Origin of the sequence: Bacillus sp. FDAARGOS_527 (assembly GCF_003812125.1) — a bacterium.
Taxonomy (GTDB): Bacteria; Bacillota; Bacilli; order Bacillales; family Bacillaceae_G; genus Bacillus_A; species Bacillus_A paranthracis.
This window is the reverse complement of the sequence record NZ_CP033795.1, coordinates 2234221-2256376: the sequence shown is the minus strand read 5'-3', so window position 1 is coordinate 2256376 and position 22156 is coordinate 2234221. Positions and strand designations below refer to the sequence as shown.

At 33.6% G+C, this 22156-nt stretch carries 16 protein-coding genes and 3 pseudogenes; 15 read left to right on the top strand and 4 right to left on the bottom strand.

What is annotated here, in order from left to right; all coding sequences use genetic code 11:
* Window positions 1–12: 12 nt before the first annotated feature.
* A complete protein-coding gene (locus EGX95_RS14175) occupies window positions 13–378 on the bottom strand; it encodes a YxeA family protein (protein WP_000714880.1) in 366 nt (121 codons plus the stop codon).
* A 300-nt stretch (window positions 379–678) separates the two neighbouring features.
* Here EGX95_RS14175 and EGX95_RS14170 point away from each other — a divergent pair, with 300 nt between their 5' ends.
* Both EGX95_RS14170 and EGX95_RS14165 read left to right on the top strand, forming a co-directional pair.
* Window positions 679–1029 (top strand): hypothetical protein, encoded by a 351-nt coding sequence (locus tag EGX95_RS14170; RefSeq protein WP_001088222.1) that lies wholly within the window; start codon window positions 679–681, stop codon window positions 1027–1029.
* Between the two features lie 115 nt (window positions 1030–1144).
* A pseudogene (locus tag EGX95_RS14165) lies at window positions 1145–1443 on the top strand (hydrolase); the annotation flags it as partial.
* Between the two features lie 100 nt (window positions 1444–1543).
* Here EGX95_RS14165 and EGX95_RS30795 read toward each other — a convergent pair.
* On the bottom strand, window positions 1544–1642 hold the full coding sequence (locus EGX95_RS30795) for an acyl dehydratase (protein ID WP_080445125.1): 99 nt from the start codon (window positions 1640–1642) through the stop codon (window positions 1544–1546).
* Between the two features lie 132 nt (window positions 1643–1774).
* Here EGX95_RS30795 and EGX95_RS14155 point away from each other — a divergent pair, with 132 nt between their 5' ends.
* The 10 genes and pseudogenes from EGX95_RS14155 (at window position 1775) to EGX95_RS14115 (ending at window position 13987) form a co-directional block, all read left to right on the top strand.
* Window positions 1775–2161: a YflT domain-containing protein gene (locus tag EGX95_RS14155; protein ID WP_000549422.1), complete on the top strand. Its 387-nt coding sequence runs from the start codon at window positions 1775–1777 to the stop codon at window positions 2159–2161.
* A 75-nt stretch (window positions 2162–2236) separates the two neighbouring features.
* Window positions 2237–2629, top strand: coding sequence for a hypothetical protein (locus EGX95_RS14150; RefSeq protein ID WP_000683204.1), 393 nt, complete (start codon window positions 2237–2239; stop codon window positions 2627–2629).
* A 35-nt stretch (window positions 2630–2664) separates the two neighbouring features.
* Complete coding sequence (locus tag EGX95_RS14145) at window positions 2665–3690, top strand: ParM/StbA family protein (RefSeq protein ID WP_000839466.1); 1026 nt, start codon at window positions 2665–2667, stop codon at window positions 3688–3690.
* A 375-nt stretch (window positions 3691–4065) separates the two neighbouring features.
* The gene (locus EGX95_RS14140) at window positions 4066–5016 is read left to right on the top strand and encodes a magnesium transporter CorA family protein (RefSeq protein WP_000388937.1); all 951 of its coding nucleotides are present in this window, start codon (window positions 4066–4068) and stop codon (window positions 5014–5016) included.
* Window positions 5017–5091: 75 nt separating this feature from the next.
* Window positions 5092–5265: pseudogene (locus tag EGX95_RS30790) on the top strand (alpha/beta fold hydrolase); the annotation flags it as partial.
* A gap of 113 nt (window positions 5266–5378) precedes the next feature.
* A complete protein-coding gene (locus EGX95_RS14135) occupies window positions 5379–7019 on the top strand; it encodes a catalase (RefSeq protein ID WP_000392237.1) in 1641 nt (546 codons plus the stop codon).
* Window positions 7020–7565: 546 nt separating this feature from the next.
* Window positions 7566–9155 carry a bifunctional metallophosphatase/5'-nucleotidase gene (locus EGX95_RS14130; protein WP_000913795.1) on the top strand — a complete coding sequence of 530 codons (1590 nt, stop codon included), beginning with the start codon at window positions 7566–7568 and terminating at the stop codon, window positions 9153–9155.
* 808 nt (window positions 9156–9963) lie between these two features.
* On the top strand, window positions 9964–11550 hold the full coding sequence (locus EGX95_RS14125; RefSeq protein WP_000794162.1) for a glutamate/serine transporter AimA: 1587 nt from the start codon (window positions 9964–9966) through the stop codon (window positions 11548–11550).
* A gap of 114 nt (window positions 11551–11664) precedes the next feature.
* Window positions 11665–11766 (top strand): annotated as a pseudogene (locus EGX95_RS14120) (spore protein); the annotation flags it as partial.
* Window positions 11767–12658: 892 nt separating this feature from the next.
* On the top strand, window positions 12659–13987 hold the full coding sequence (locus EGX95_RS14115; protein WP_012644468.1) for an MATE family efflux transporter: 1329 nt from the start codon (window positions 12659–12661) through the stop codon (window positions 13985–13987).
* Between the two features lie 319 nt (window positions 13988–14306).
* On the opposite strand, the gene EGX95_RS14110 is transcribed toward EGX95_RS14115, so the two are convergent.
* Window positions 14307–15884: an FAD-dependent oxidoreductase gene (locus tag EGX95_RS14110; protein WP_000794268.1), complete on the bottom strand. Its 1578-nt coding sequence runs from the start codon at window positions 15882–15884 to the stop codon at window positions 14307–14309.
* Between the two features lie 577 nt (window positions 15885–16461).
* On the opposite strand from EGX95_RS14110, the gene EGX95_RS14100 reads away from it, so the two are divergent.
* Window positions 16462–17631, top strand: coding sequence for a serine hydrolase domain-containing protein (locus EGX95_RS14100; RefSeq protein ID WP_223290739.1), 1170 nt, complete (start codon window positions 16462–16464; stop codon window positions 17629–17631).
* Window positions 17632–17984: 353 nt separating this feature from the next.
* Window positions 17985–18245, top strand: coding sequence for a hypothetical protein (locus EGX95_RS14095; RefSeq protein WP_001992624.1), 261 nt, complete (start codon window positions 17985–17987; stop codon window positions 18243–18245).
* Between the two features lie 261 nt (window positions 18246–18506).
* Here the strand turns inward: EGX95_RS14095 and EGX95_RS14090 are convergent, their stop codons facing one another.
* On the bottom strand, window positions 18507–19658 hold the full coding sequence (locus tag EGX95_RS14090) for an anion transporter (RefSeq protein WP_000659289.1): 1152 nt from the start codon (window positions 19656–19658) through the stop codon (window positions 18507–18509).
* A 955-nt stretch (window positions 19659–20613) separates the two neighbouring features.
* Here EGX95_RS14090 and EGX95_RS14085 point away from each other — a divergent pair.
* A complete protein-coding gene (locus EGX95_RS14085; protein WP_000439278.1) occupies window positions 20614–22038 on the top strand; it encodes an alanine/glycine:cation symporter family protein in 1425 nt (474 codons plus the stop codon).
* The last annotated feature ends 118 nt before the right edge of the window (window positions 22039–22156 follow it).

Here is a 22156-nt window from a genome sequence, read left to right as displayed (position 1 = left end):
TCAGCTTATTTTTTATTTGTTTACTATTTTTAATTGATCTCTTATTTTCTCCGGAATATCCTTTTCTGCAATAATATCGTAAGAATAAACATATTTTCCTTTTACATAAATCTTTAAGAAAGTTTTTCTAATAAAATCATTAGGGGTGTTCGTTCCAACTTTATATTCTTTTTCATTGTTTAACTCATCAACACCTTTTAGGGCGTACATAGCTCGTCCTTTATGATGATAATCCGGAACACCATATCCTTTTGCAACCGCATATACATTTTTTTCTTCAGCAATCGGATTAAATCTGTCTAAATCCCCGCGTAATATGAAAGGTAGTAAGTATATAGGAAGACCTATTCCTATTATGCAAATTACAAATTTCTTCATGATCGTTTCTCCTCTTGTTAAATTACTTATTTTAAGTATAGGAAAAAATTCTTATGAATTTAGAAGTGAATTTCTTAAGTTTTTCTTAAATAGGTGTTTAAAGGAGGGATAACAGTGTATGGTTATTCTTTCATGCAAATCGTATTATTTTTTATCCCGCGAAAATGTTTTTTTCATTAGATAATTACTTTACCAAGAATCGGGATGTTTGCGGATACATTTATTTTTGGGATACATAATTATATTTAGAGAATACCCAGTTACAGTATTTGAACTTTTAATAAGAAGGGATGCGAAGGAATGAACTCACAGAGACAAGGCTATGCAGGCTGGTGGCAAGGCGGACACGGTGGTTGGCCGGGTGGACACGGTGGTTGGCAAGGTGGACACGGTGGTTGGCAAGGCGGGCATGGTGGTTGGCAAGGCGGGCACGGTGGTTGGCAAGGTGGACACGGTGGTTGGCAAGGTGGACACGGTGGTTGGCAAGGTGGACACGGTGGTTGGCCGGGCGGACACGGTGGTTGGCAAGGCGGACACGGTGGTTGGCAAGGTGGACATGGTGGTTGGCAAGGCGGACATGGTGGTTGGCCGGGCGGACACGGTGGTTGGCAAGGCGGACATGGTGGTTGGCAAGGCGGACATGGATATTAAAAAGATACTATAAAATCATTTTTTTATGCAAAGTTTGTATATTTAGTATGATTGTATATTTTCATTTGTATAGTAAGGATATAATGAAAACAGCAAAAAAATCCTGTGAAGTAAGGATTCTATACGTAAAATGAAAGCAGTGGAAATGTCAAAAGAACAAAAGACACCGCTTTTTATTATTCAAGGAGAACGAGACTATCAAGTTCAATCGAAAATCGAAATCCCTCTTTGGAAAGAACAACTAAAAGAACGAGGTAACGTTGATTATCGACTATATCCAAAGTTAAATCATTTCTTTACAGAGGGTGATGGGGAAATAAGTAAACCAGATGAATATTATGTCCTGCTAATATCCCCGAGTATGTTATAAATGATATTGCTGCTTGGGTGCAAGGAAGATTGCAATTAAATTAGCAACCATATGTTTTAATAAAGACTTTCTTTCTGCGATTAAAATAGAAACATTACTATTAGGTTATATTTTTTAAAAACACTCTTTGAAAAGGAGTGTTTTTTATTTTTCTAAATAGAAATTTTCTATAAAATAAGGGACATGCCTTTTACACAAATCGTTATTTGTAACACTGCTATCAAAGGAAAGTGCTCGTGACATCTCTTTAATATTCAAAAACATTAATAATCTATCGTGTGAAATTTTTTGAAAATTTAGGTTTAACATTTTTAAAATAGGTGTATTACATATTACATAACAACTAAATAAAAAATCTAAAGGAGGAAAAATAAGATGCATAAGAATGAAAGAAAACCGGTGGTTCATGAATATGATAATGAACAGGAAGTAGTTATGAAAGTAAAAGAGCTAGAATTGCAAGGGATTCACCAAGATGACATTTACGTCTTAACACATGAAAAACATATAACAAAAAAGATTGCGGATGATACAAACATAAATACGATTGGAGTAAAAGAACAAGGATTGGGCACAAGTATTATCAACTTTTTCTCCAAAAAAGGGGACGAGCTCCGAAATCAAATGGAAGAAATGGGGTTGTCGAAGGAGGAAGCTAACTTATATGAAGAAAAACTAGATCAAGGGAGAATTTTACTCCTAGTAACAGATGAAACACTAACGGCGAGTGATAGGCAACCGCAAAACTATCATTCTCTCTAATAGATTGCAATAGGTAAGGTAATTATTTTAGCTTGTAGCATGGAAGAAAATAAAAGTGGAGAAGGGTGAGAAAAAATGAAACATACAATATTTAAATACGCTATGATTGGGATTACGACTGGAGTTATAGTCTCCTTATTAAAAAAGGAAAATCGGAAAGCGATACAAACAAAAGGAAAAAGCGTAAAAGAAAAATTGCAAGAAGGAAACATAAAGGAAACATTGGAGAAGGTAACCGAAACAAGTAAACAATTCTCTGTAACTGCAGCTAATGTTGCAAAACAAACATTACCACAACTGCTTACAGCCACACCAGTTGTCATTTCTACCATTAAAGACTTAACAGAAAACGAAACGAACAAAAAGAAAACAGATGAAAAGGATAACGAAATAAATCAAAACAGTAAGGACATAGACGGAGAAAAAACGAAAAATGAAAAGAAATATATGAAAGAAGAGAGTGCTTAGATTTAATTCTAAAAAGAGAAAGTGAGGAAGAAAGTATGAAATCTCTGTATGCAATTGATGTAGGAATTGGTTTTACTAAGCGGGCATATCGACAGGATGTAGATTCTGAGGTGACGATTAAGAGTGAAGCTTCCACACTAGCCCCTGTACCTAATCATGATGAAAGTGAAGATTTAACAAAGGTAAGTTTTATAGATTTAGACTTTGCATACTATATGGGAAATGAAGCGCATCAATCTGACGCTTCATTGCTTCCTCCATTTGACGAAGAAATAGAAAATTATTATGAAAGCGAACGGTTTAAACAACAAATATTTGGTTGCATTGCAAAGGATTATAAAGAAAATGTCGTGTTACCTTTAGTTGTTACCGGGCTTCCTGTCACTTGTTTTGGTAGTCAGCATGAGCAATTACAACGTGCACTAAAAAAAGAAACTTCTGTGCAAATTGATGGAAAATTTATTACTATTACGGTGGAAAATGCTTTAATTCTTCAGCAACCGGTCGCTTTACATGCCTATTTCTTAAAAGAGGGAATCATTCAGGAACGAGATCGTATCTTAATTATTGATGGTGGATTTCGTACATTAGAAATGACAGATATGAAACAGAATGTCATTTTAAATCATTATGAGACGGAACTAGGATGTAGCAAGCCCTTGAAAAATATTAAGAATATCGTGCAGAATCATGCGGGTGAAAGTAATCAATTGCATATTAACGATATGCCAAACATATTAGAAAAAGGATATGGAGGTCGAGAAGAAGATCCTCAGACAAGTCAGGTTCATACTTTGATTCAAAAAGAGTTGGATGCACACTTCCAAGACGTTATGCGTGTATTACAAGAACAATTTAAGTTAGACCAGTATGACACTATTATTTGGACAGGAGGAATAGTAGATCTCCACAAAAAACGAATTGAAAAAATACAAGGTGAAATTTCTTCTTTCCGTATGGTAGACGCTTCGAAAGAGGCTGCACTTCATGGATACTACATGATTGGAAGTCAAGTATTTGACGACATCACCAATCAATCTGTATATGAATCTAAATTATAATAACGACCGAAATGGAGTTCGTTGAATAGACGTGCCCAATTATGTAGCTTCTTTTCCACATATAAAAAATGCTTTATAAGAAAAGATAAAAAGTGCTTATATAGAGGAAATGTTTAAAATTGAGAATAAAAATAGCTAATATATAGGGGGTCTTCCTTTTAATAGAATAAGACCTTCTATGCCATTAAAGTCCGATTGGTGAGGGCTAATAATCAGTGGGGGATGAAGAAAACCCCCACTGATTAAAGTTTCACTTTATTTTGTAATTTAGTTGATCTAAAAACTTTTCCTCCAAGACATGAATACCTACATACAAATTTCATATTACGGATATGATTCGATCAAACATAAAACTATTTAGAAAGGAAGAATAATATGGAATGCATAAAAATGACGAAATGGAGTTGGTATCATGTGAAAACTAGTGAGCTTGAAAAACTTTCTTCTATAATCCCTCGTGATGTAACATCTTATCTCTCTCAATTTATAAAGAAAATAAGTTCTCCTTGTGAAAATGGATTATATGTTTATACGTTATCATCAAGTCAAACTTGTGTATATGGTTCGTTTTTATATGATCAAGATAAAAAGGACGCCAAAATTCAAAAATTTCTTCATTATTTCGTAGCTCATGGAATACTCATAACGGTTCAGGAAAAAGAGGAAGAGGATTTTCAAAAATTAATACATAATTCCTCTTTTAGTGTGAAAAATTGTAATAGTTCCGCTGAAGGATTATGTGCTATTTTATCAATGTTTATATCTCACTACTTGCGAAAGGTTGACTATTTCGAAAACAATTTCAGAAATGTATTATGGGATTTTTATCATCATAATAACATAGCAGTTTTAGAAAGAATTTATCATATTCGTCATGAACTATTTATGAACACACATGTGTTTCGCTTAATACAAGAAGTGTTACAAGGCCTGAAAGAAGCTTGGTTAGAAAACTTAACAAACACTCTTTGTTATAAACAAACAAACGTAAAATTAGAGCGTGGATTACAACTTGTTAAAGAGTACCAAGAAGAATTGGACACGATGATTCATTTACAAGAAGTTGTTTCTTCACATCGTGGGAATGAGATTATGAAAGCTCTTACTGTATTAACTGCTGTAAGTACGCCTTTGACGGCCTTAGGAGCATTGTGGGGGATGAATTTTAAATATATGCCTGAACTAGAATGGAAATATAGCTATTTAATTGCTCTCTTATTTATTATTTTCACAACAGGAGGTATGTATATGTATATGCGATTCAAAGGGTGGACAGGTGATTTATTACGAGTAAAGAAAAAGAAATCTTTTTTTAAATCTAATTAATCTTGTATATAAAAAATATGACAGATATTAATCTAGATATATAGTTAGTAATATTTATTAATTGGGATAGTATCATTTCGACTTTACAATAGGGATATCGCTGCTTTCAGCAAAACAGACTTCAGAGGCGATTTAGCCAAGATTAATATACCTACCCTTGTTATTCATGATGATTCAGATGCAACTGTACCATTTGAATATAGTGGGAAATTAACACATGAAGCACTCCTATTATTCTTAAAGGACTGATTACAACTATATCATTGTTAATTGATACATGATAAATAATTTGCAATTCCATCATATTTTTTCTAATAAATGGAAATACCTAAAGGTGAATAATTTTGAGGAGGTTTTCAATTATGGAAGAAAACCAGGACATGAATTCTCTAGATGAACAAGACATGAAACGTGAGACATTGACAACACGACAGGGGCACCCTGTGAAGGATAATCAAAATATCCGAACAATTGGGAATCGTGGTCCAGCAACACTTGAAAATTATCATTTCATCGAAAAAATTTCTCATTTTGATCGAGAAGAGGTTCCAGAACGTGTAGTACATGCGCGAGGAGCTGGAGCATTTGGGTATTTTGAAACGTATGGAAAAGTTGGAGATGAGCCGGTAGAAAAATATACTCGTGCGAAAGTGTTTTCGGGGGCTGGCAAAAAAACACCGTTAATGGTTCGTTTTTCTACAGTAGCTGGAGCTAAGGACTCACCAGAAACAGCAAGGGATCCACGAGGTTTTGCAGTGAAAATGTATACGGAAGATGGTAACTGGGATTTAGTAGGGAATAATTTAAAAATTTTCTTTATTCGTGATGCGATGAAGTTCCCAGATATGATTCATGCGTTTAAGGTTGATCCGGTTTCGAATGTGGCGAATCCTCAGAGAATGTTTGATTTTGTTTCTCGTACCCCGGAGGCAACGCATATGATTACATTTTTATTTTCTCCATGGGGTATTCCAGCAACATATCGCCATATGCAGGGATCTGGTGTGAACACTTATAAATGGGTAAATGAAAAAGGCGAAGCGGTATTGGTGAAATATCACTGGGAGCCGAAGCAGGGAATTCGAAATTTAACACAAGAAGATGCAAACAGTATTCAAGCAATGAATGTTAGTCATGCAACACAAGATTTATATGAAGCAATTGAGCGCAAAGATTATCCAGAGTGGGAGCTATTTGTACAAATTATGGAGGATGATTATCATCCAGAACTCGATTTTGATCCTCTTGATGATACGAAGCTTTGGCCAGAGGAGCAGTTCCCCTGGTTACCAGTAGGACGTATGGTTCTTGATCGTAATCCAGTTGATTACCATTCAGACATTGAACAAGCTGCTTTTGGTACAGGAGTACTTGTTGATGGCATGGACTTCTCAGATGATAAAATGCTGCAAGGTCGTACTTTCTCTTATTCAGATACGCAACGTTATCGCGTTGGTGCAAACTATCTACAATTACCTGTTAATGCACCTAAAGCACCTGTTCGTACAAATCAACATCGTGGTCAAATGGATATGCGTAATCCGAAAGAGTCTGGAGAAAATCCGCATATTAACTATGAGCCATCTATGCTGGGTGGTTATAAAGATGCAAAACAAGAAAAGCACCATCCACACCAACCAACTTACAATGCGGCTGCTATGAGTGCACCAATCGATCGTCCTAATAATTATGGTCAAGCAGGTCACACGTATCGTAGTTTTGAGGAGTGGGAACGAAATGAGTTGGTTAAAAATCTATCTGAAGCACTTGCAGTATGTGACAAAAGAATTCAGAATGCGATGATTGAACACTTCACACAAGCTGATGAAGATTATGGCCGTCGTGTTAAAGAAGGTATTGAAAAGAAAATGAAAGAAGCTAAAACGGAAAACAAACTTCCAGGCCGCGAAGTAAGTAAATCAAAATATGGCCAAGGTTCATTAGCTGCAAACGAAGCAACAAAAGATGCAGTAAAGAAAAGCCATGAATCAGATGCTTATTAATTGAAGTGAGCACAGTAGAATACCTAGAGATTCCGTGAAAATAGTTAGGTATCCTTCCATATGATTGTTAAAATGTTTTTTTATATGAGAAGTACTAAATATCATAAGATAGTTCATAAACAAATAAAAAATAAAGTTTCAAAAAGATGCTCTTGGATAAATCCAGGAGCATCTTTTTGAATGCGGCGTAGTGCACCACTGTAACCAATTTAAAGAATTGAAATCTTCTATAACGAAATTTTTGCTCATTTTTAAATATTGATATTGAAATGTTAGGTTGATAAATCTCTATTAGTTTCGAGTTGAATATTTTTCTTAACGGCTAAAATTTATGGATTAGAGTTTTTTGTCTCTTAGGTGGATTGCTATATTACTATCAAGATAATATTTTGAATAATCCTCAAAATAAAGAAATGTTTTTGTCAGAAAACGATAAAATCTTATTAATTTTTATAATTAGTAGAATTTTTATAGAAATAATCCTCTTAATATATTAAAATAACATCGTATTATGTAAGATTTTAATTATTAGGGGAGAGAAATTTTATGTTGAAAAAAATCATTCCAGTTGCTTTAGCATTAAGTACAGTTACTTTTACTAGTGTATTCGCTGTGCCTTCAGCCCAAGCAAGTACAGAACCAAACCGCTACATAGATGTGCAAATGCTCGGGATTAACGATTTTCATGGGCAACTAGACACAGTAAAAAAAATTAACAATAAAGATGCAGGGGGAATCGAGTACTTAGGGGCTTATTTACGCGATCGTGAAAAACAAAATCCGAATACATTAAAAGTACATGCTGGCGATGTTGTTGGAGCAAGTACTCCTGTTTCAGCATTATTACAAGACGAACCTACCATTGAATTTCTAAATGATTTAAAATTCGATGTTGGAACTATAGGAAATCATGAATTTGATGAAGGTGTTGAAGAAATGAAACGCCTTATTTATGGAGGATACCATGAGAAAACAGGGAAATTTAAAGGTGCAAAATTCCCATATGTTGCCGCAAATTTCTATAATAAATCCACTGGTCGTTTATTTTTACCACCATTCACTATAAAAAAGGTACAAGGAGTTCCTGTTGGATTTATCGGAGTCGTAACAACGGATGTGCCTAACCTTGTTATGCCTACTATGCTAAAGAATGTAGAAATTACAGATGAAGTTGAAGCTATTAACAAATCCGTAAAGCAATTAAAAAAACTAGGCGTTAAATCTATCGTTGTTCTTGCACATAACGGGGGGACAACAGATGGGAACGGCGTAACAAATGGTGATATCGTCCGATTAGCAAATGAGACTGATCCAGAAGTCGATGTTATTTTTGGTGGGCATAGCCACACTTATGTAAATGGAACTGTTAATAATAAACTTGTCGTACAAGCAAATTCTTACGGTATGGCTTTTGCTGATGTTGATGTAAAGATTGATCGTAAAACACAAGATATTGTTGAGAAAAAAGCAGAAATTGTTACAACTTACCATGAAGGCATGGAGCCTGATAAAAAAATAAAGAAGAAGATGGAGAAATATCAAGCAAAAATCGCACCTCTTGTTAATGAAGTTGTAGGTAAGTCTATTGCTCCACTAGATCGCAAACTAAATACGGCTGGTGAATCTACTCTTGGAAATTTAGTTGCTGATGCCCAGCGTGCAACAATGCAATCTCAAATTGCACTTATGAATCCTGGTGGTATTCGTAATGACTTAGATGCTGGTGATATTACATGGGGAGAGATATATGGTATTCAACCATTCGGAAATCAATTAATAAAAGTAAATTTAACGGGTCAAGATATTCGTGATATTTTAAATCAACAATGGCAAAAAGACATAACAAGAATGCTTCAAATTTCAGGGATCCAATACACTTGGGATGCAAACAAACCTAATGGAGAAAAAGTAACAAGTATTCGCCTAACAAATGGAGAAGAAATGATTCCTTCTAAAACTTACAGCGTCGTTGCGAACGCATTTTTAGCTTCAGGTGGAGATGGATTTGTATCCTTTAAAAACGGTAAAGATGCTGAAACAGGACCAACTGATTTTGAAGCATTAGTAGATTACATAAAAAAATCAAAAGAACCAATTCAGTCTATTATTGATGGAAGAATTCAAAAAATAAATTAGGTTTTTATTAATCTCAAAAAAATAGATTACCTATGCACTATACTTTTTCGTGTGCAGGTAATCTATTTTTTTGATTTGAAATAGAGTTTTACCGTGGCTAATAGGTATACCGTCTAGATGCAGAATGCCGAAAAAAATGAAATTCGTATAATTGCTAATTCATCCGTAACTATCATTGTTTTGTTTGATAGCAATGGAGTACGGCCACACATCCATCAACTTAAGAGTTGGGACTATTCTAGAGATTAAAAGCACGTTAGCATTTTCTTAATTAATGGGAAAGAGTGACATACTTTTTAGGAATATGCATAAAAAACAAGGGGTGTCATTATTTGCCGAAGATTTATCTCAATAAAAGTCTCCCAATACACTTAATCAATTCACTAAATTAGAGTTGAGTTTTTGGTAAGAAGGGAACCATATGTTTCGAAAGAAATGTAGAAATTTCTATAATAGTTTCCTTCAGTTCCTTATCTAGCTTGAGTGCATCTGGGAGTAGTATCGCCTATCAAATTAAGACCATAGACAAGATGAACTTTCGTCTATTAGAACTGAAATATTCTTAATATAGAGGCATACTAGATTATGATGTTTTTCCGTAACAAATATAGTTAAAAATTTCAGGTTTAGAGAGAATTATAAAGGGTATACATACAATATAAAGAGTTGATTGGAGATGAATTTTATGGTGAATGAGTCTATAAAATTTGTATTCTTACTTTAAATAAAAAGGGGGCTAGTATACATGAATAAATGGTTAATAAATAAAAAAATCCTATTTATTTTGTAAACGAGGGGCGTGTGGAAAATGAAAAATATGAAACGCAAGCTAGGAACCTTTGCACTCACAATGACTGGGATTGGCTCGATTTTAGGGTCTGGCTGGTTATTTGGTGCATGGAAGGCTGCTAAAATATCAGGAGGGGCCGCTATCTTTTCTTGGCTCTTAGGAATGATTGTAATATTATTTATTGCCTTACCATATAGCGAGTTAGGAGCTATGATTCCGGAGGCTGGCGGAATGGTAAAATATACCCAATACTCACATGGAGATTTCGTAGGATTTATTGCTGCATGGGCGAATTGGATAGCCATCGTCTCAGTTATTCCAGTTGAAGCTATAGCCTCAATACAATATATGAGTTCATGGCCTTGGGAGTGGGCAAGTTGGGCCAAGGATTTAGTAGACAATGGGATGTTGACTTCAAAAGGTCTTGCAGCTGCTTCTTTACTTATTATTATATATTTCTTTTTAAACTATTGGACTGTTAGTCTATTTGCAAAAGTAAATTCTCTAATTACTATATTTAAAATCGTAATTCCTGGTCTTACAATTGGTGCATTGCTATTCGTTGGATTTCATGGAGAAAATTTTACTAGTCATCAGGACTTTCATGTATCTAATTGGTCAAATGTATTAACTGCTATGGCAACATCCGGTGTTATTTTTGCATTCAATGGTTTTCAGAGTCCAATTAATATGGCTGGTGAAGCAAAGAACCCAGGGAAATCCATTCCTCGGGCAGTTGTAGGATCTATTTTAATTTCAACTATAATATATGTATTATTACAAATTGCGTTTATCGGCGCTGTAAATCCTAATATGATAATTAACGGATGGTCAAATTTAAATTTCAATTCACCATTTGCTGATTTAGCAATAGCACTAAATATTAATTGGTTAGTTATTGTATTATATTTAGATGCTTTTGTATCCCCTTCTGGTACAGGTACTACTTATATGGCAACCACATCACGCATGCTGTACGGAATGGAGAAGAATGGATATTTCCCTAAAGTTTTTGGGAAATTACATCCTACATATGGTGTGCCTAGATTTGCCATGATGTTTAATTTAATGATTTGTTTTGTTTTTTTATTTTTATTTAAAGGATGGGGTGTTTTAGCTGAAGTGATTTCAGTAGCTACATTAATTTCATATGTTACTGGACCAATAACAGTAATGACTCTGAGAAAAACTGCACCTAATTTTCATCGTCCTTTCTATATAAAGGGATTAAAAATTATCGCACCTTTAGGGTTCATTTTTGCATCATTAACATTATATTGGGCAAGGTGGCCATTAACAGGAGAAGTAATGTTTATTATACTTATGGGCTTACCTATATATTTTTATTATCAATTAAAAACAAAATGGGTTGGATTTAAGAAGAATTTTTTAGCTGGATTATGGATTGTGGGGTATTTATTATTTATGATTTGTATATCGTACATTGGAAGTGAAAAATTTGGCGGGTTAAATATTATAACTTATGGATGGGATATGGTACTTATTTCAATTGTTTCATTTCTATTTTATAGATGGGCTATAAATAGCGGATTTAAAACAAAAGATCTACAGGTAGCACAGAAGATTAATGGTAGAATTAGTTGAATAATATACATAAATTAGAAAAATAGATTTATCATGTGCTGGAGGTCAATCCGAATGGCATGGACTACCGTTGCTAAATAGTATGGACATGGAATTTAATGAGTATACGTAATAATAGCAAACAATAATAGTGGAAGCCGTAACGAATTATTAGTTCGTGATGCTGAAAGTGCAAACGATCAAATGAAATATAAAATCGCACAAAATTTCAATATATAACTTGATGGTCGATTCACTCGCTAATTATATAGTGTATGGATTAGAAGGAGGGATTATAATCTCTCCTTTTTTAATGGGAAAAATCTATGCTCAAATGGTTTTTAAGAAATTTTAAGTAAAAGTACAAACTACTCTTCTGGATGGGAAGAACTGAGCTAATAGTTAGAAATTCATTATTTTGATAAGAACATATTTAATAATAAAAAGTAGTTAGCAAAAGCTAACTACTCGGTAACCAATTTGTTCTAAAACAGGTTAGTTATATTTTGGACACATCTTTAAGAAAATATACAACATAACTAAAAACAGTAATCTATGTTAATTGCTTTAACAAACAAAGCAACAAGGGTCTAGTATTAATTGTAAAATAAATTAATTATTAAGTATTCACGATGTTAAAAACATAACAAAAGACATTTTTTATACCAATTTCGCTTCCTAATTATTTATTACATTTAATAATATAAATAATTTTATTAAAATAAATGATGCAAAGCAAATTAATTTAACTACTGTAGATGTTGAAGAGTTAACTTAAAGAGGTAAGGAAGATGTTTACTATTGCTTAGAAGAAATATCAGGATAGGCTTTATAAGGGGAAAGCTTCATTTCGTTTATATCAAAATTTGGGGGGAAAGAGATAAATGGTAGAAAGAATGAATGGATAAACAAATTCTCAAAAATCTTTATTACGTAGGGGGAAATCTATGGATAAGATAATAACGTTAATTTAAAAATTTCTTTTTTTATTTGTAACGTATTATTCTCGGAATGACATAATTCCTCCAAATAAAAGGGGAAATCAAATGTGAAATCATCGATAGATAGTATTCAAGAAAGTAAAAAATTAAAAAATCAACAAAAGGGAGAGAAAACAACATGGAAATTAATGTCTATTTTTCTAGTTCCCTTGCTTTTAAGTAACATATTACAATCAGTTGGACAATTATTTGGTATGGTGGTAGTAGGACGATGGCTTGGTGTGAATGAATTAGCTGCCATTTCAGCATTTTTCCCATTATTCTTTTTACTTGTTTCGTTTGTAATTGGAATTGGATCAGGTAGTTCGATTTTAATTGGTCAGGCATTTGGAGCCCGTAATGAAGATCGTTTAAAAGCCATTGTTGGTACGACGTTGACATTTACCTTTATAATAGGAGTTATTTTGGCAATAGTGGGAAATGTATTTGCTCTGAACATTATGCGTTTTATGGGTACGCCAGAGAATATAATTGATATGAGTGTGCATTATGCGCGTATTTTATTTATTTCTATGCCAGTTTTATTTCTATATTTCTCTTATACAACGTTTATAAGAGGTACAGGAGATTCTAAGACACCGTTTTATTTCTTAATTGTTAGTACAGTCTTAAATATAATTCTATTACCTATTCTAATTTTTGGTTGGCTAGGAATACCCAAACTTGGTGTGTACGGAGCTGCCTATGCTTCTGTTATCTCGACAGTTGTAACATTTATTGTTATGCTTATTTATTTAAAAAAGAAGAATCATCCACTGCAATTAGATGAGACCGTACGGAAATATCTTCGTATGGATTGGGATTTATTAAAACTATTATTACGCCTTGGAATTCCAGCGAGTATTAATATGATTCTTGTTTCGTTATCTGAGATTGCGGTAATCGCATTTGTGAATCGTTTCGGTTCTGATGCGACTGCTGCATATGGGGTTGTAAACCAGGTTGCAAGTTATGTTCAGATGCCTGCGGTTAGCCTTGGAATTACGGTATCTATTTTCGCTGCGCAATCTATTGGTGGGAAACAATTTAACCGATTACAGGAAGTTATTCGTGCTGGAATTATTATGAATTATATAATTGGTGGTATACTAATCGCTTTTATTTACTTGTTTTCAAGAGAAATCTTATCGTTATTCTTAACGAACACGAATACAGTTGAAATTGCGCATAGTTTGGTGATGATTACACTTTGGAGTTACTTAATTTTCGGTCATGCTCAAATTATTGGTGCAACAATGCGAGCAAGTGGAACTGTATTATGGCCCACTATTATCGGTGTCGTATCAATATGGCTTGTAGAAGTCCCTGTTGCTTATTACCTTTCTTATCATACAAATCTTGGTATAAAAGGAATATGGATTGGGTATCCAGCAGCATTTATTGTAAGTTTACTTTTGCAATATGGATATTATAAACTTTCATGGAAGAAGAAACGAATTTCACGACTTGTTAGTTAGAATAGAAGGTGAAAAATGATATTCTCTTATAAGTTGTCAGTTTTAGGAGTAGGACCATAACATCATCAAACGAATAAAACCGAGTTACCCTCAAACGGCAGTATGTTGGTTTTAATTGTAAATTCAATTTTACCCTTTCATAGTTATCTTTAGAAGTTCAACTCAATTTTTCATGTTGGGGAAGAATATATTTCTTAAATTGATAGGAATAGGACAGATTATATTTCGATTTGAGATTACGGACAATAAGGAGTTAAAAAAGCAAAAACAGCAAAAACAGCTATATACTATGTAGCTGTTTTTGCTTACATAAATTTAATTAGTAACCAGAGTCTTCTGAAGTAAGATTATCAAGCATTTTATAGTCATACTTTTGTAATGGTTTTTCAGCAGGCCCTTCAAGTACCTCTCCTGTATACGAGAATCGCGAACCATGGCATGGGCAATCCCAAGAACGTTCTCCATTGTTCCATTCAACTTCACATCCAATGTGAGTACAAGTTGTATCTACAATATGAAGTTTACCTTCTACATCCTTATAAGCTCCTTTTCTATGTCCATCAATATCAACGACAGCTCCTTCATCGTTAGATAAATCACGAATACATTTTTGAGGAATCTCTAACTTGCCTTTAATTAAGTGTCCAACAACATTGGCATTTTCGACTAAGAAATTCTTTAAACTAGGGTTCATGTGGAAACGAGAGGGAGTATATAATTCCCGATATTTGTTCTTTTCTTTTAATATGATGTCTCGAAATAAAAGCGCCGCTGCGGTTCCGTTTGTCATACCCCATTTTCTGTATCCAGTAGCAATTAATATATTTTTTTGATCGGATGTAATCTCACCGATATAAGGAATCTTGTCTAGTGTAATTAAATCTTGTGCTGACCAACGATATGGGATATTTTCAAGGCCGAAAACTTGTTGTCCGAATATTTCTAGTGCTTCATAATGTTTTAATATTTCGCCGCCTTGTCCCGTTTTATGACTTTCTCCAGAGATAAGAATGAATTCTTCTCCATTAATTGTTGTGGAACGGAGAGAACGTGTCGGTTCATCTACACTAATATACATACCACCTGGATAATTTGTTCTTGTCTTAGCAGCAATTATATAAGATCGGTCTGCATGCATTCTTGTAGAGTAAAGTCCTGCACCTTCATAAAAAGGGAAATGGGAACAAGAGAGAATATACTTCCCTGTAATTTGAGCTCCTCCACGGGTAAGAACCACAGGTTGCTCGCCTGTTTTTATATTTACTGCTGTGGTATTTTCAAAGATGTATCCACCTTTTTCTGTAATTATATTTGAAAGATGGGCTAAATATTTAAGTGGATGGAATTGTGCCTGATTTCTCATAACAAGTGCATTATGTATTTTTAAATCAATAGGAAGTTTGTTTACAAGCTCGCCTTCAATATGAAGCTCTTTATAAGCTTCTGCTTCTTTTTCTAACTTATATGCATATTCTTCTGTTGTGGCATACAGATAAGCATCTTGTTGAGTGAAATCGCAATCGATTTGATGTTTATTAATTGTAGTTTGAATGAATTTTAAAGCATCGATGTTTGCTTCGTAATACAATCTTGCGGTAGTTCTTCCGGTATATCTGATAAGCTCTTCATAAATCATATCATGTTGAGCAGTAATTTTAGCTGTCGTATGTCCAGTCGTTCCATTTAATAATTTGTCTGCCTCTATAACAGCGACTTTTAGACCTTCATTTACTAAAAGATAGGCAGAAGTAATGCCAGTAATTCCTCCTCCTACAATAATAACATCGACCTGCATGTCATTTTCTAAGGAAGGGTATTCAGGTAAATGAATACTGCTCGTCCAGTAAGATTCAGCATTATGTGGTAATTTCCCATCGTAATTATCGTTATTCTTCAATATAAATCCTCCATCCAAAGTTTTATAGTTCTATTATTTCCACTTATTGAAGAGGTAAACTTTGAGTCTAGAAAATAGCAAATTGTGATTGGACGCGTATTCAATTTATCTGTACTTTTGTATAAATAGAAACAAGTGATTTTAACAACATTAGGAATGGTTCGTGTAGTGTAATTTCATTTGTGTGATATAGCAAGAAGAATAATCGCATTAGAAAAAATCAGCAATGTAACCTGTTAAGCGTAAAACGAATCTTCAATATGTAAAGCGCAAAAAAACACTGAAGCGAAAAGCATTGGTGCTTTTGCGCTTTCGGGCATAGATGCTACTTCAACCCTATTATAGAAGCGATTTCGAATGTAAGGAATTTGTAAGGGATAGGTAAGAAAAAAGAGATTTTCATTGTGTAGGATAAAAATATAAGGAGGCGTGAAAGGGGGATAAGTACGGCCTACATATAAAACAATCAGTAACAAGAGTGTTTTGTGAAAATAATGAGTACAATGATTGCAAATACATTGTTGCCTTTTCATCAGTGGGAGAATGGATAATTGTGTGGTTCGTATAGGACACTGCTATCAACTATCTATACAATTTTAATAGAAGAGAGGAATTCTTTATGAAAACACGCAGTAAAATTACATGTGCAAGTCTAGCACTTTTAATAGCTGGAAGTTCTCTGTTATACGTAACACCAACATCCATTGTAAAAGCAGAACCTACGCAAAATGTAAATCGTACTTCCGTTAAGAAAGCAATGCGAGATGAACTGCAACTTGGATACCCGGGAATACTCGCTAACATTTCTAAGGGTGGTAAAACTTGGATTTATACTGCTGGGATAGCGGATCTGAGAACTAAGAAACCAATGAAAGCAGATTTTCGCTTTCGCATTGGCAGTGTGACGAAAACGTTCATTGCAACAGTGCTCCTTCAATTATCTGGAGAGAACCGTTTGAATCTAGATGACTCCATTGAAAAATGGTTGCCTGGTGTCATTCAAGGAAACGGATATGATGGTAACCAGATTACAATCCGGCAAATCATGAATCATACAAGTGGTATTGCTGACTATATAAATTCAAAAGACTTTGATATTACGGATATAAAAAAATCGTATACAGCTGAAGAATTTGTAAAGATGGGGATTTCTCTTCCCCCAGACTTTGCTCCAGGAAAGGGTTGGTCTTATTCAAACACAGGATACGTATTACTGGGGATGCTTATTGAAAAAGTAACAGGAAACAGTTATGCGGAAGAGGTTGAAAATCGGATTATTGAACCGCTTGATTTGTCAAATACATTCCTACCTGGCAATTCAAGCGTGATTCCAGGCACCAAGCATGCCCGTGGCTATTTGCAACTAGACAAAGCGAGTGAGCTAAAAGACGTTACTTATATTAACCCAGGTAGCTCGGATGGAGATATGATTTCTACTGCTGACGACTTAAACAAATTCTTCTCTTACTTACTAGGTGGCAAATTACTGAAGGAACAGCAATTAAAACAAATGCTTACTACAGTTCCTACAGAAAGAGAGGGAACTGGATATGGTCTTGGAATACTTGAAATTAAGCTTCCAAATGGTGTCTCGGTATGGGGACACAGGGGAGCCGTTCCAGGGTTTTCCACTTTTGTTGGTGGAACACTTGGAGGTAAACATACACTCGCTATCAATGCCAACAGTTTAAACATTAATAATCCGGAATTTTTTAAAAATATTTTACTTGCTGAATTTAGCAAGTAGACAAAAAGGAAAAACGGAAAAATTTTGTCATTTGTAATTTCAATCAGAATGGATTATCGCTTGAAATGAGTATAGAGGGGATTAAGTATATAGAAACAATTAAGCTAAACATGAAGGAGGGCTAAGTAAAAGGATTTGTTTATACATTGGCCAATTAAAACAGCAACACATATAATGAGTGATTAGTATGTATATAGTATTGCATTTGTGTTGGTATCGTCACGGATTGTAAATTTGTATAAGGTGCGAAGTCTAATTTAAGACTTCGCACTTTTGCTGTTTAATAGCTTTTATTACGAAGCTATTAACAATAGACAAAAGGAGAATGTAACTAGTTATGTGGATACTACTGTATGATTGGTGCAACAAATTGTGACTCTAACGTATTTGAAGGGCCTGATAAATTCAACGTTTATCGTCCTGACATTGATATTAAAAAGGCATTTAGTGGTACTGCAAGACATCTTGCTTTTGAATCAAGTATATATAATTGTGCAGGAGCAGCATTTGCAAAATTAGAAATTGAAATAGATTCAACCATCAAAGATAATATTAGCGGAAAAAAATTGAGGGACATTAAGGATTTTGTGAAGAGGACTTCAAAAATGAAATAACATTGTAATATGCTATATTTCTATTATTAATTGAAAGTTATTACCCTATAAATTCAGTCATTTATTATATAACTGAGTACATAAAAAATAAGCTGAAATCTAATAAATAACGTAAAAGCTAAAAGATTTTCGCTTTGAGAACATCTTAAAATATTAAATTGATGGTAACTTTGTTGTATCTCTTTAAACATACCTATATTAAAACCCAAATTTCTCAATTGAATGCTGAGATATTTGGGTTTTTCTAAAGTAATCAATTCTTTAAAAAATCTTTAGAAATTTAAAGATAAAGTACTGTATACATGTAAGTATGATTAAAAATGAAAAGTTGTAAATGCTAAATTTAATTAAATATGCCTTACTCTCTTTACCATTGGCCTGAGTGAATAGTTTATAGGAAATTACACTGGCTAAAGATGCGATAATTGTTCCAAGCCCTCCAATATTTACTCCTAGTAATAAAGCTTTCCAATCAGAAGTAAAGTTTGATAGAAGAATTGAAGTAGGAAAATTGCTAATCAATTGACTCAAAAATATGGAACTAAAGAAGACTGAAGTATCTCCTCTTAAATTAGCGCGAGCAAATGTCTCCAGCGCATCAGAATGGGAAATGTTTCCGATAAAAATAAAAAAACAGACAAAGGTTATTAGAAGAAAGTAATCGATCTTAAATAGTAAGTTTCTATCTAACGTAAATGCTGCCACCAATGTAACTATTAGAGCAATGTAATAATTAATGAAACCAAAAATGGATGCAATGATAGTGATAAGTATCAAAATCCAGATGGTAGCTTTTTTTCGATTCTTCAAGGTAATAACAGGTAGTTCTATTTTTAAATCTGTTTTTTGAAGTTTTTGGGTAAATATAAATAACAAACTGATTCCAAGTACAGCTAAAAGCAGGATTGAACCTAAAAATGGGAGGAGCTTAATTCCATAGTAAGAATATAAGTATAAATTTTGTGGGTTTCCCATAGGCATCAAGCTACTGCCGATGTTTGCCGCAATTGTTTGCAGGATGATTGTATCCATCATGTTCATTTGTGTTTTTTTACTAATGACAAGTGTTATTGGTACAAAAGTGAGGAGAGCAACATCATTTGTTACAAACATGGAGCAAATAAAGCATAACAAAATTAGAATAATAGATATTGACCTGCTGTTATTGCATTTATTTAAAATCGCAACGGCAAGTTTGTCTAATATCTTTAGCTGTTCCAAGGCCTTAATGGCCACCATTAGATTAAATAAGCTAATTAACACTTCAAAGTTAATATATTCGATCTTTGGCGAATGTATTAAGCAGCTTACAATTGCTAGTATCAGTGAGATGGTAAGTACTAAATCCTTTTTTAAAAATTCGAATTTCATAAGGAGTCTTTTTTTATTTTGAACGAATACTATTTCTTTCACAATACACCACCTGTAATTTATGTTAGTAAATATACGTTTTTTGGGATAATTCGATATTGCTAGAAAAGAGGATGTCATAAGGTCCTAAATAAGAGTTTTGTAATGTTTCATCCCTTCAACAAAATCCTTTTTTTCTTAGTGTCTTTCATGTTGTAAATATGTGCAATATAGACGAACCCAACTAGGGGGATTAATTGAGAAAACAAATGTTTTTTGTATGATACCATAAATAAATTAAATGTTTTATTTTTTAAATATTCTTATAACGTCCTGTTGATTCTTGATTTCAAATACTTTATATGAACTTCTAAAAGAGAAAAAATATGTATGTTTTTATGAAGGAAATAGAGGCCTGTCAGAGATTAGGTAGAACAGCATCCGCGACATTTGGATACTGTATAAAATTCACAAAATCTCACTGTTTTTTTATATGAAAAAATCTTAAAATATTTTTTGTTTTTATAAAAATCTGTACTTTTTCGTAACATTCTGTACTTTTAATTATAAATTAAAAACAAGCTTCTCTTAGTTGAAGATTGAAAGCGCTTTATATAATTTTCGTAAAGTTTTTACTTAGCCTATTTTTGAGATTAGTAGTGAGAAAGGAGATACTTCCATGTTCTTGAGAAAATTAACAAAAAACCACTTAATCACTATTGATTATTATGATTTAAATCACCGGTAAACGAAACAAACATAATAGTACAACAATGTTAGTGGATAAAAATATTAGTTTGCAGAAAGGGGGAGAGTATCCGTTTGTATAAATGTTAAGTTCTTCAAAATTTTAGTTTTACAGTTACATGTTGTGATGTTTGCTTTAACAGGTCAATCCGATTCATATAGAAAATTTTTATCCTTGTTGTATTTGAATATGAATGAGGTATTTATGTCAGGGAATATAGGTGATTTTATATAGATTATGATAGATAAATTTTTGGTATGGGGTGATAATATGGAAAGGTTTTTTGTAGATTTAGTCGGATCAACGAATGATTTTTTATGGTCTAAATTGTTAATTATTATGCTTGTTATTTGCGGAATTTATTTTACATTTAAATTGAATTTTGTACAGTTTCGAATGTTAAAAGAGATGGTCCGTGTATTAATGGAGGGGAAAAGTGGTTCTAAAGATCAAATCTCTCCTTTTCAAGCGTTTTGTATTGGTATGGCAGCCCGCGTTGGAACAGGGAATATCACAGGAATTGCGATTGCAATTGCATTAGGTGGTCCTGGAGCTGTATTTTGGATGTGGATTATTTCTATTATTAGCTCGGCCTCCAGTTTTGTCGAAAGCACATTAGCACAGATATATAAAGTAAAAGATAAAACTGGTTTCCGCGGTGGTCCATCCTATTATATGGAAAAAGGGTTGAATAAACGTTGGATGGGAGTATTATTCTCTATTTTAATCACAATTACTTTTGGTCTTGTATTCAATTCAGTACAATCAAATACAGTTACAATCGCTTTTCAAAACTCATTTGGTACAGATCGTCTAACAGTTGGGATAATCATGGCCATTGCTTTTGCTGCAATTATTTTTGGTGGTGTACAACGTATTGCAAAAATGGCTGAATACAAGGTGGTATTTTTAGCGGTATTATACATTGGAGTTGCATTATTTGTTGTAGTTACCAACATATCAAAAATGCCGGAAGTTCTTTCTCTTATTGTTCAAAACGCATTTGGTTTTAAACAAATAGCAGGTGGTTCAATTGGTGCAGCACTTATGAATGGAGTTAAACGCGGTTTATTCTCAAATGAAGCTGGTATGGGAAGTGCACCAAACGTTGCCGCAACAGCAACAACAAGCCATCCGGTGAAACAAGGACTGATTCAAGCATTTGGTGTATTAACGGATACGCTAATCATTTGTACTAGCACTGCCTTTATTATTTTGCTGTCTGATGCATATAAACAACCGGGGTTAAATGGTATTGCACTGACACAAGCAGCATTAAGTGAACACATCGGTCCTTGGGCATCGGGTTGTCTTGCTATCTTTGTTTTTTTATTTGGATTTGGTGCGTTAATTGGCAACTATTATTATGGTGAAACAAATATTCGCTTCTTACATACAAGTAAAGTGTGGTTAATGATATACAGAATAAGTGTATTGGCTATGATTGTATTTGGTTCTGTTGCAAAGATTCAAATTGTATGGGATTTAGCGGACTTATTTATGGGCTTTATGGTTATTATTAATTTAATTGCTATTACCTTACTTTCAAAAGTAGCATTTGCGGCGTTACAAGATTATAAAAACCAGAAAAAAGCTGGTAAAGATCCTATTTTTTATAAAGAAAACATTAAAGGGCTTGAAAATATTGAATGTTGGGATAGTTATGAGGAAACTTCAAAAAAGAAAAGTGTGTAATAAGAAAGATATTCAGACTGCAATATGTCTGAATATTTTTCTTGGTTCTAGTGCAAATATTATTGATTATAGTAAAGAAAAAATCATTCTATATAAAGTTAATAGTACGGGGGAATAT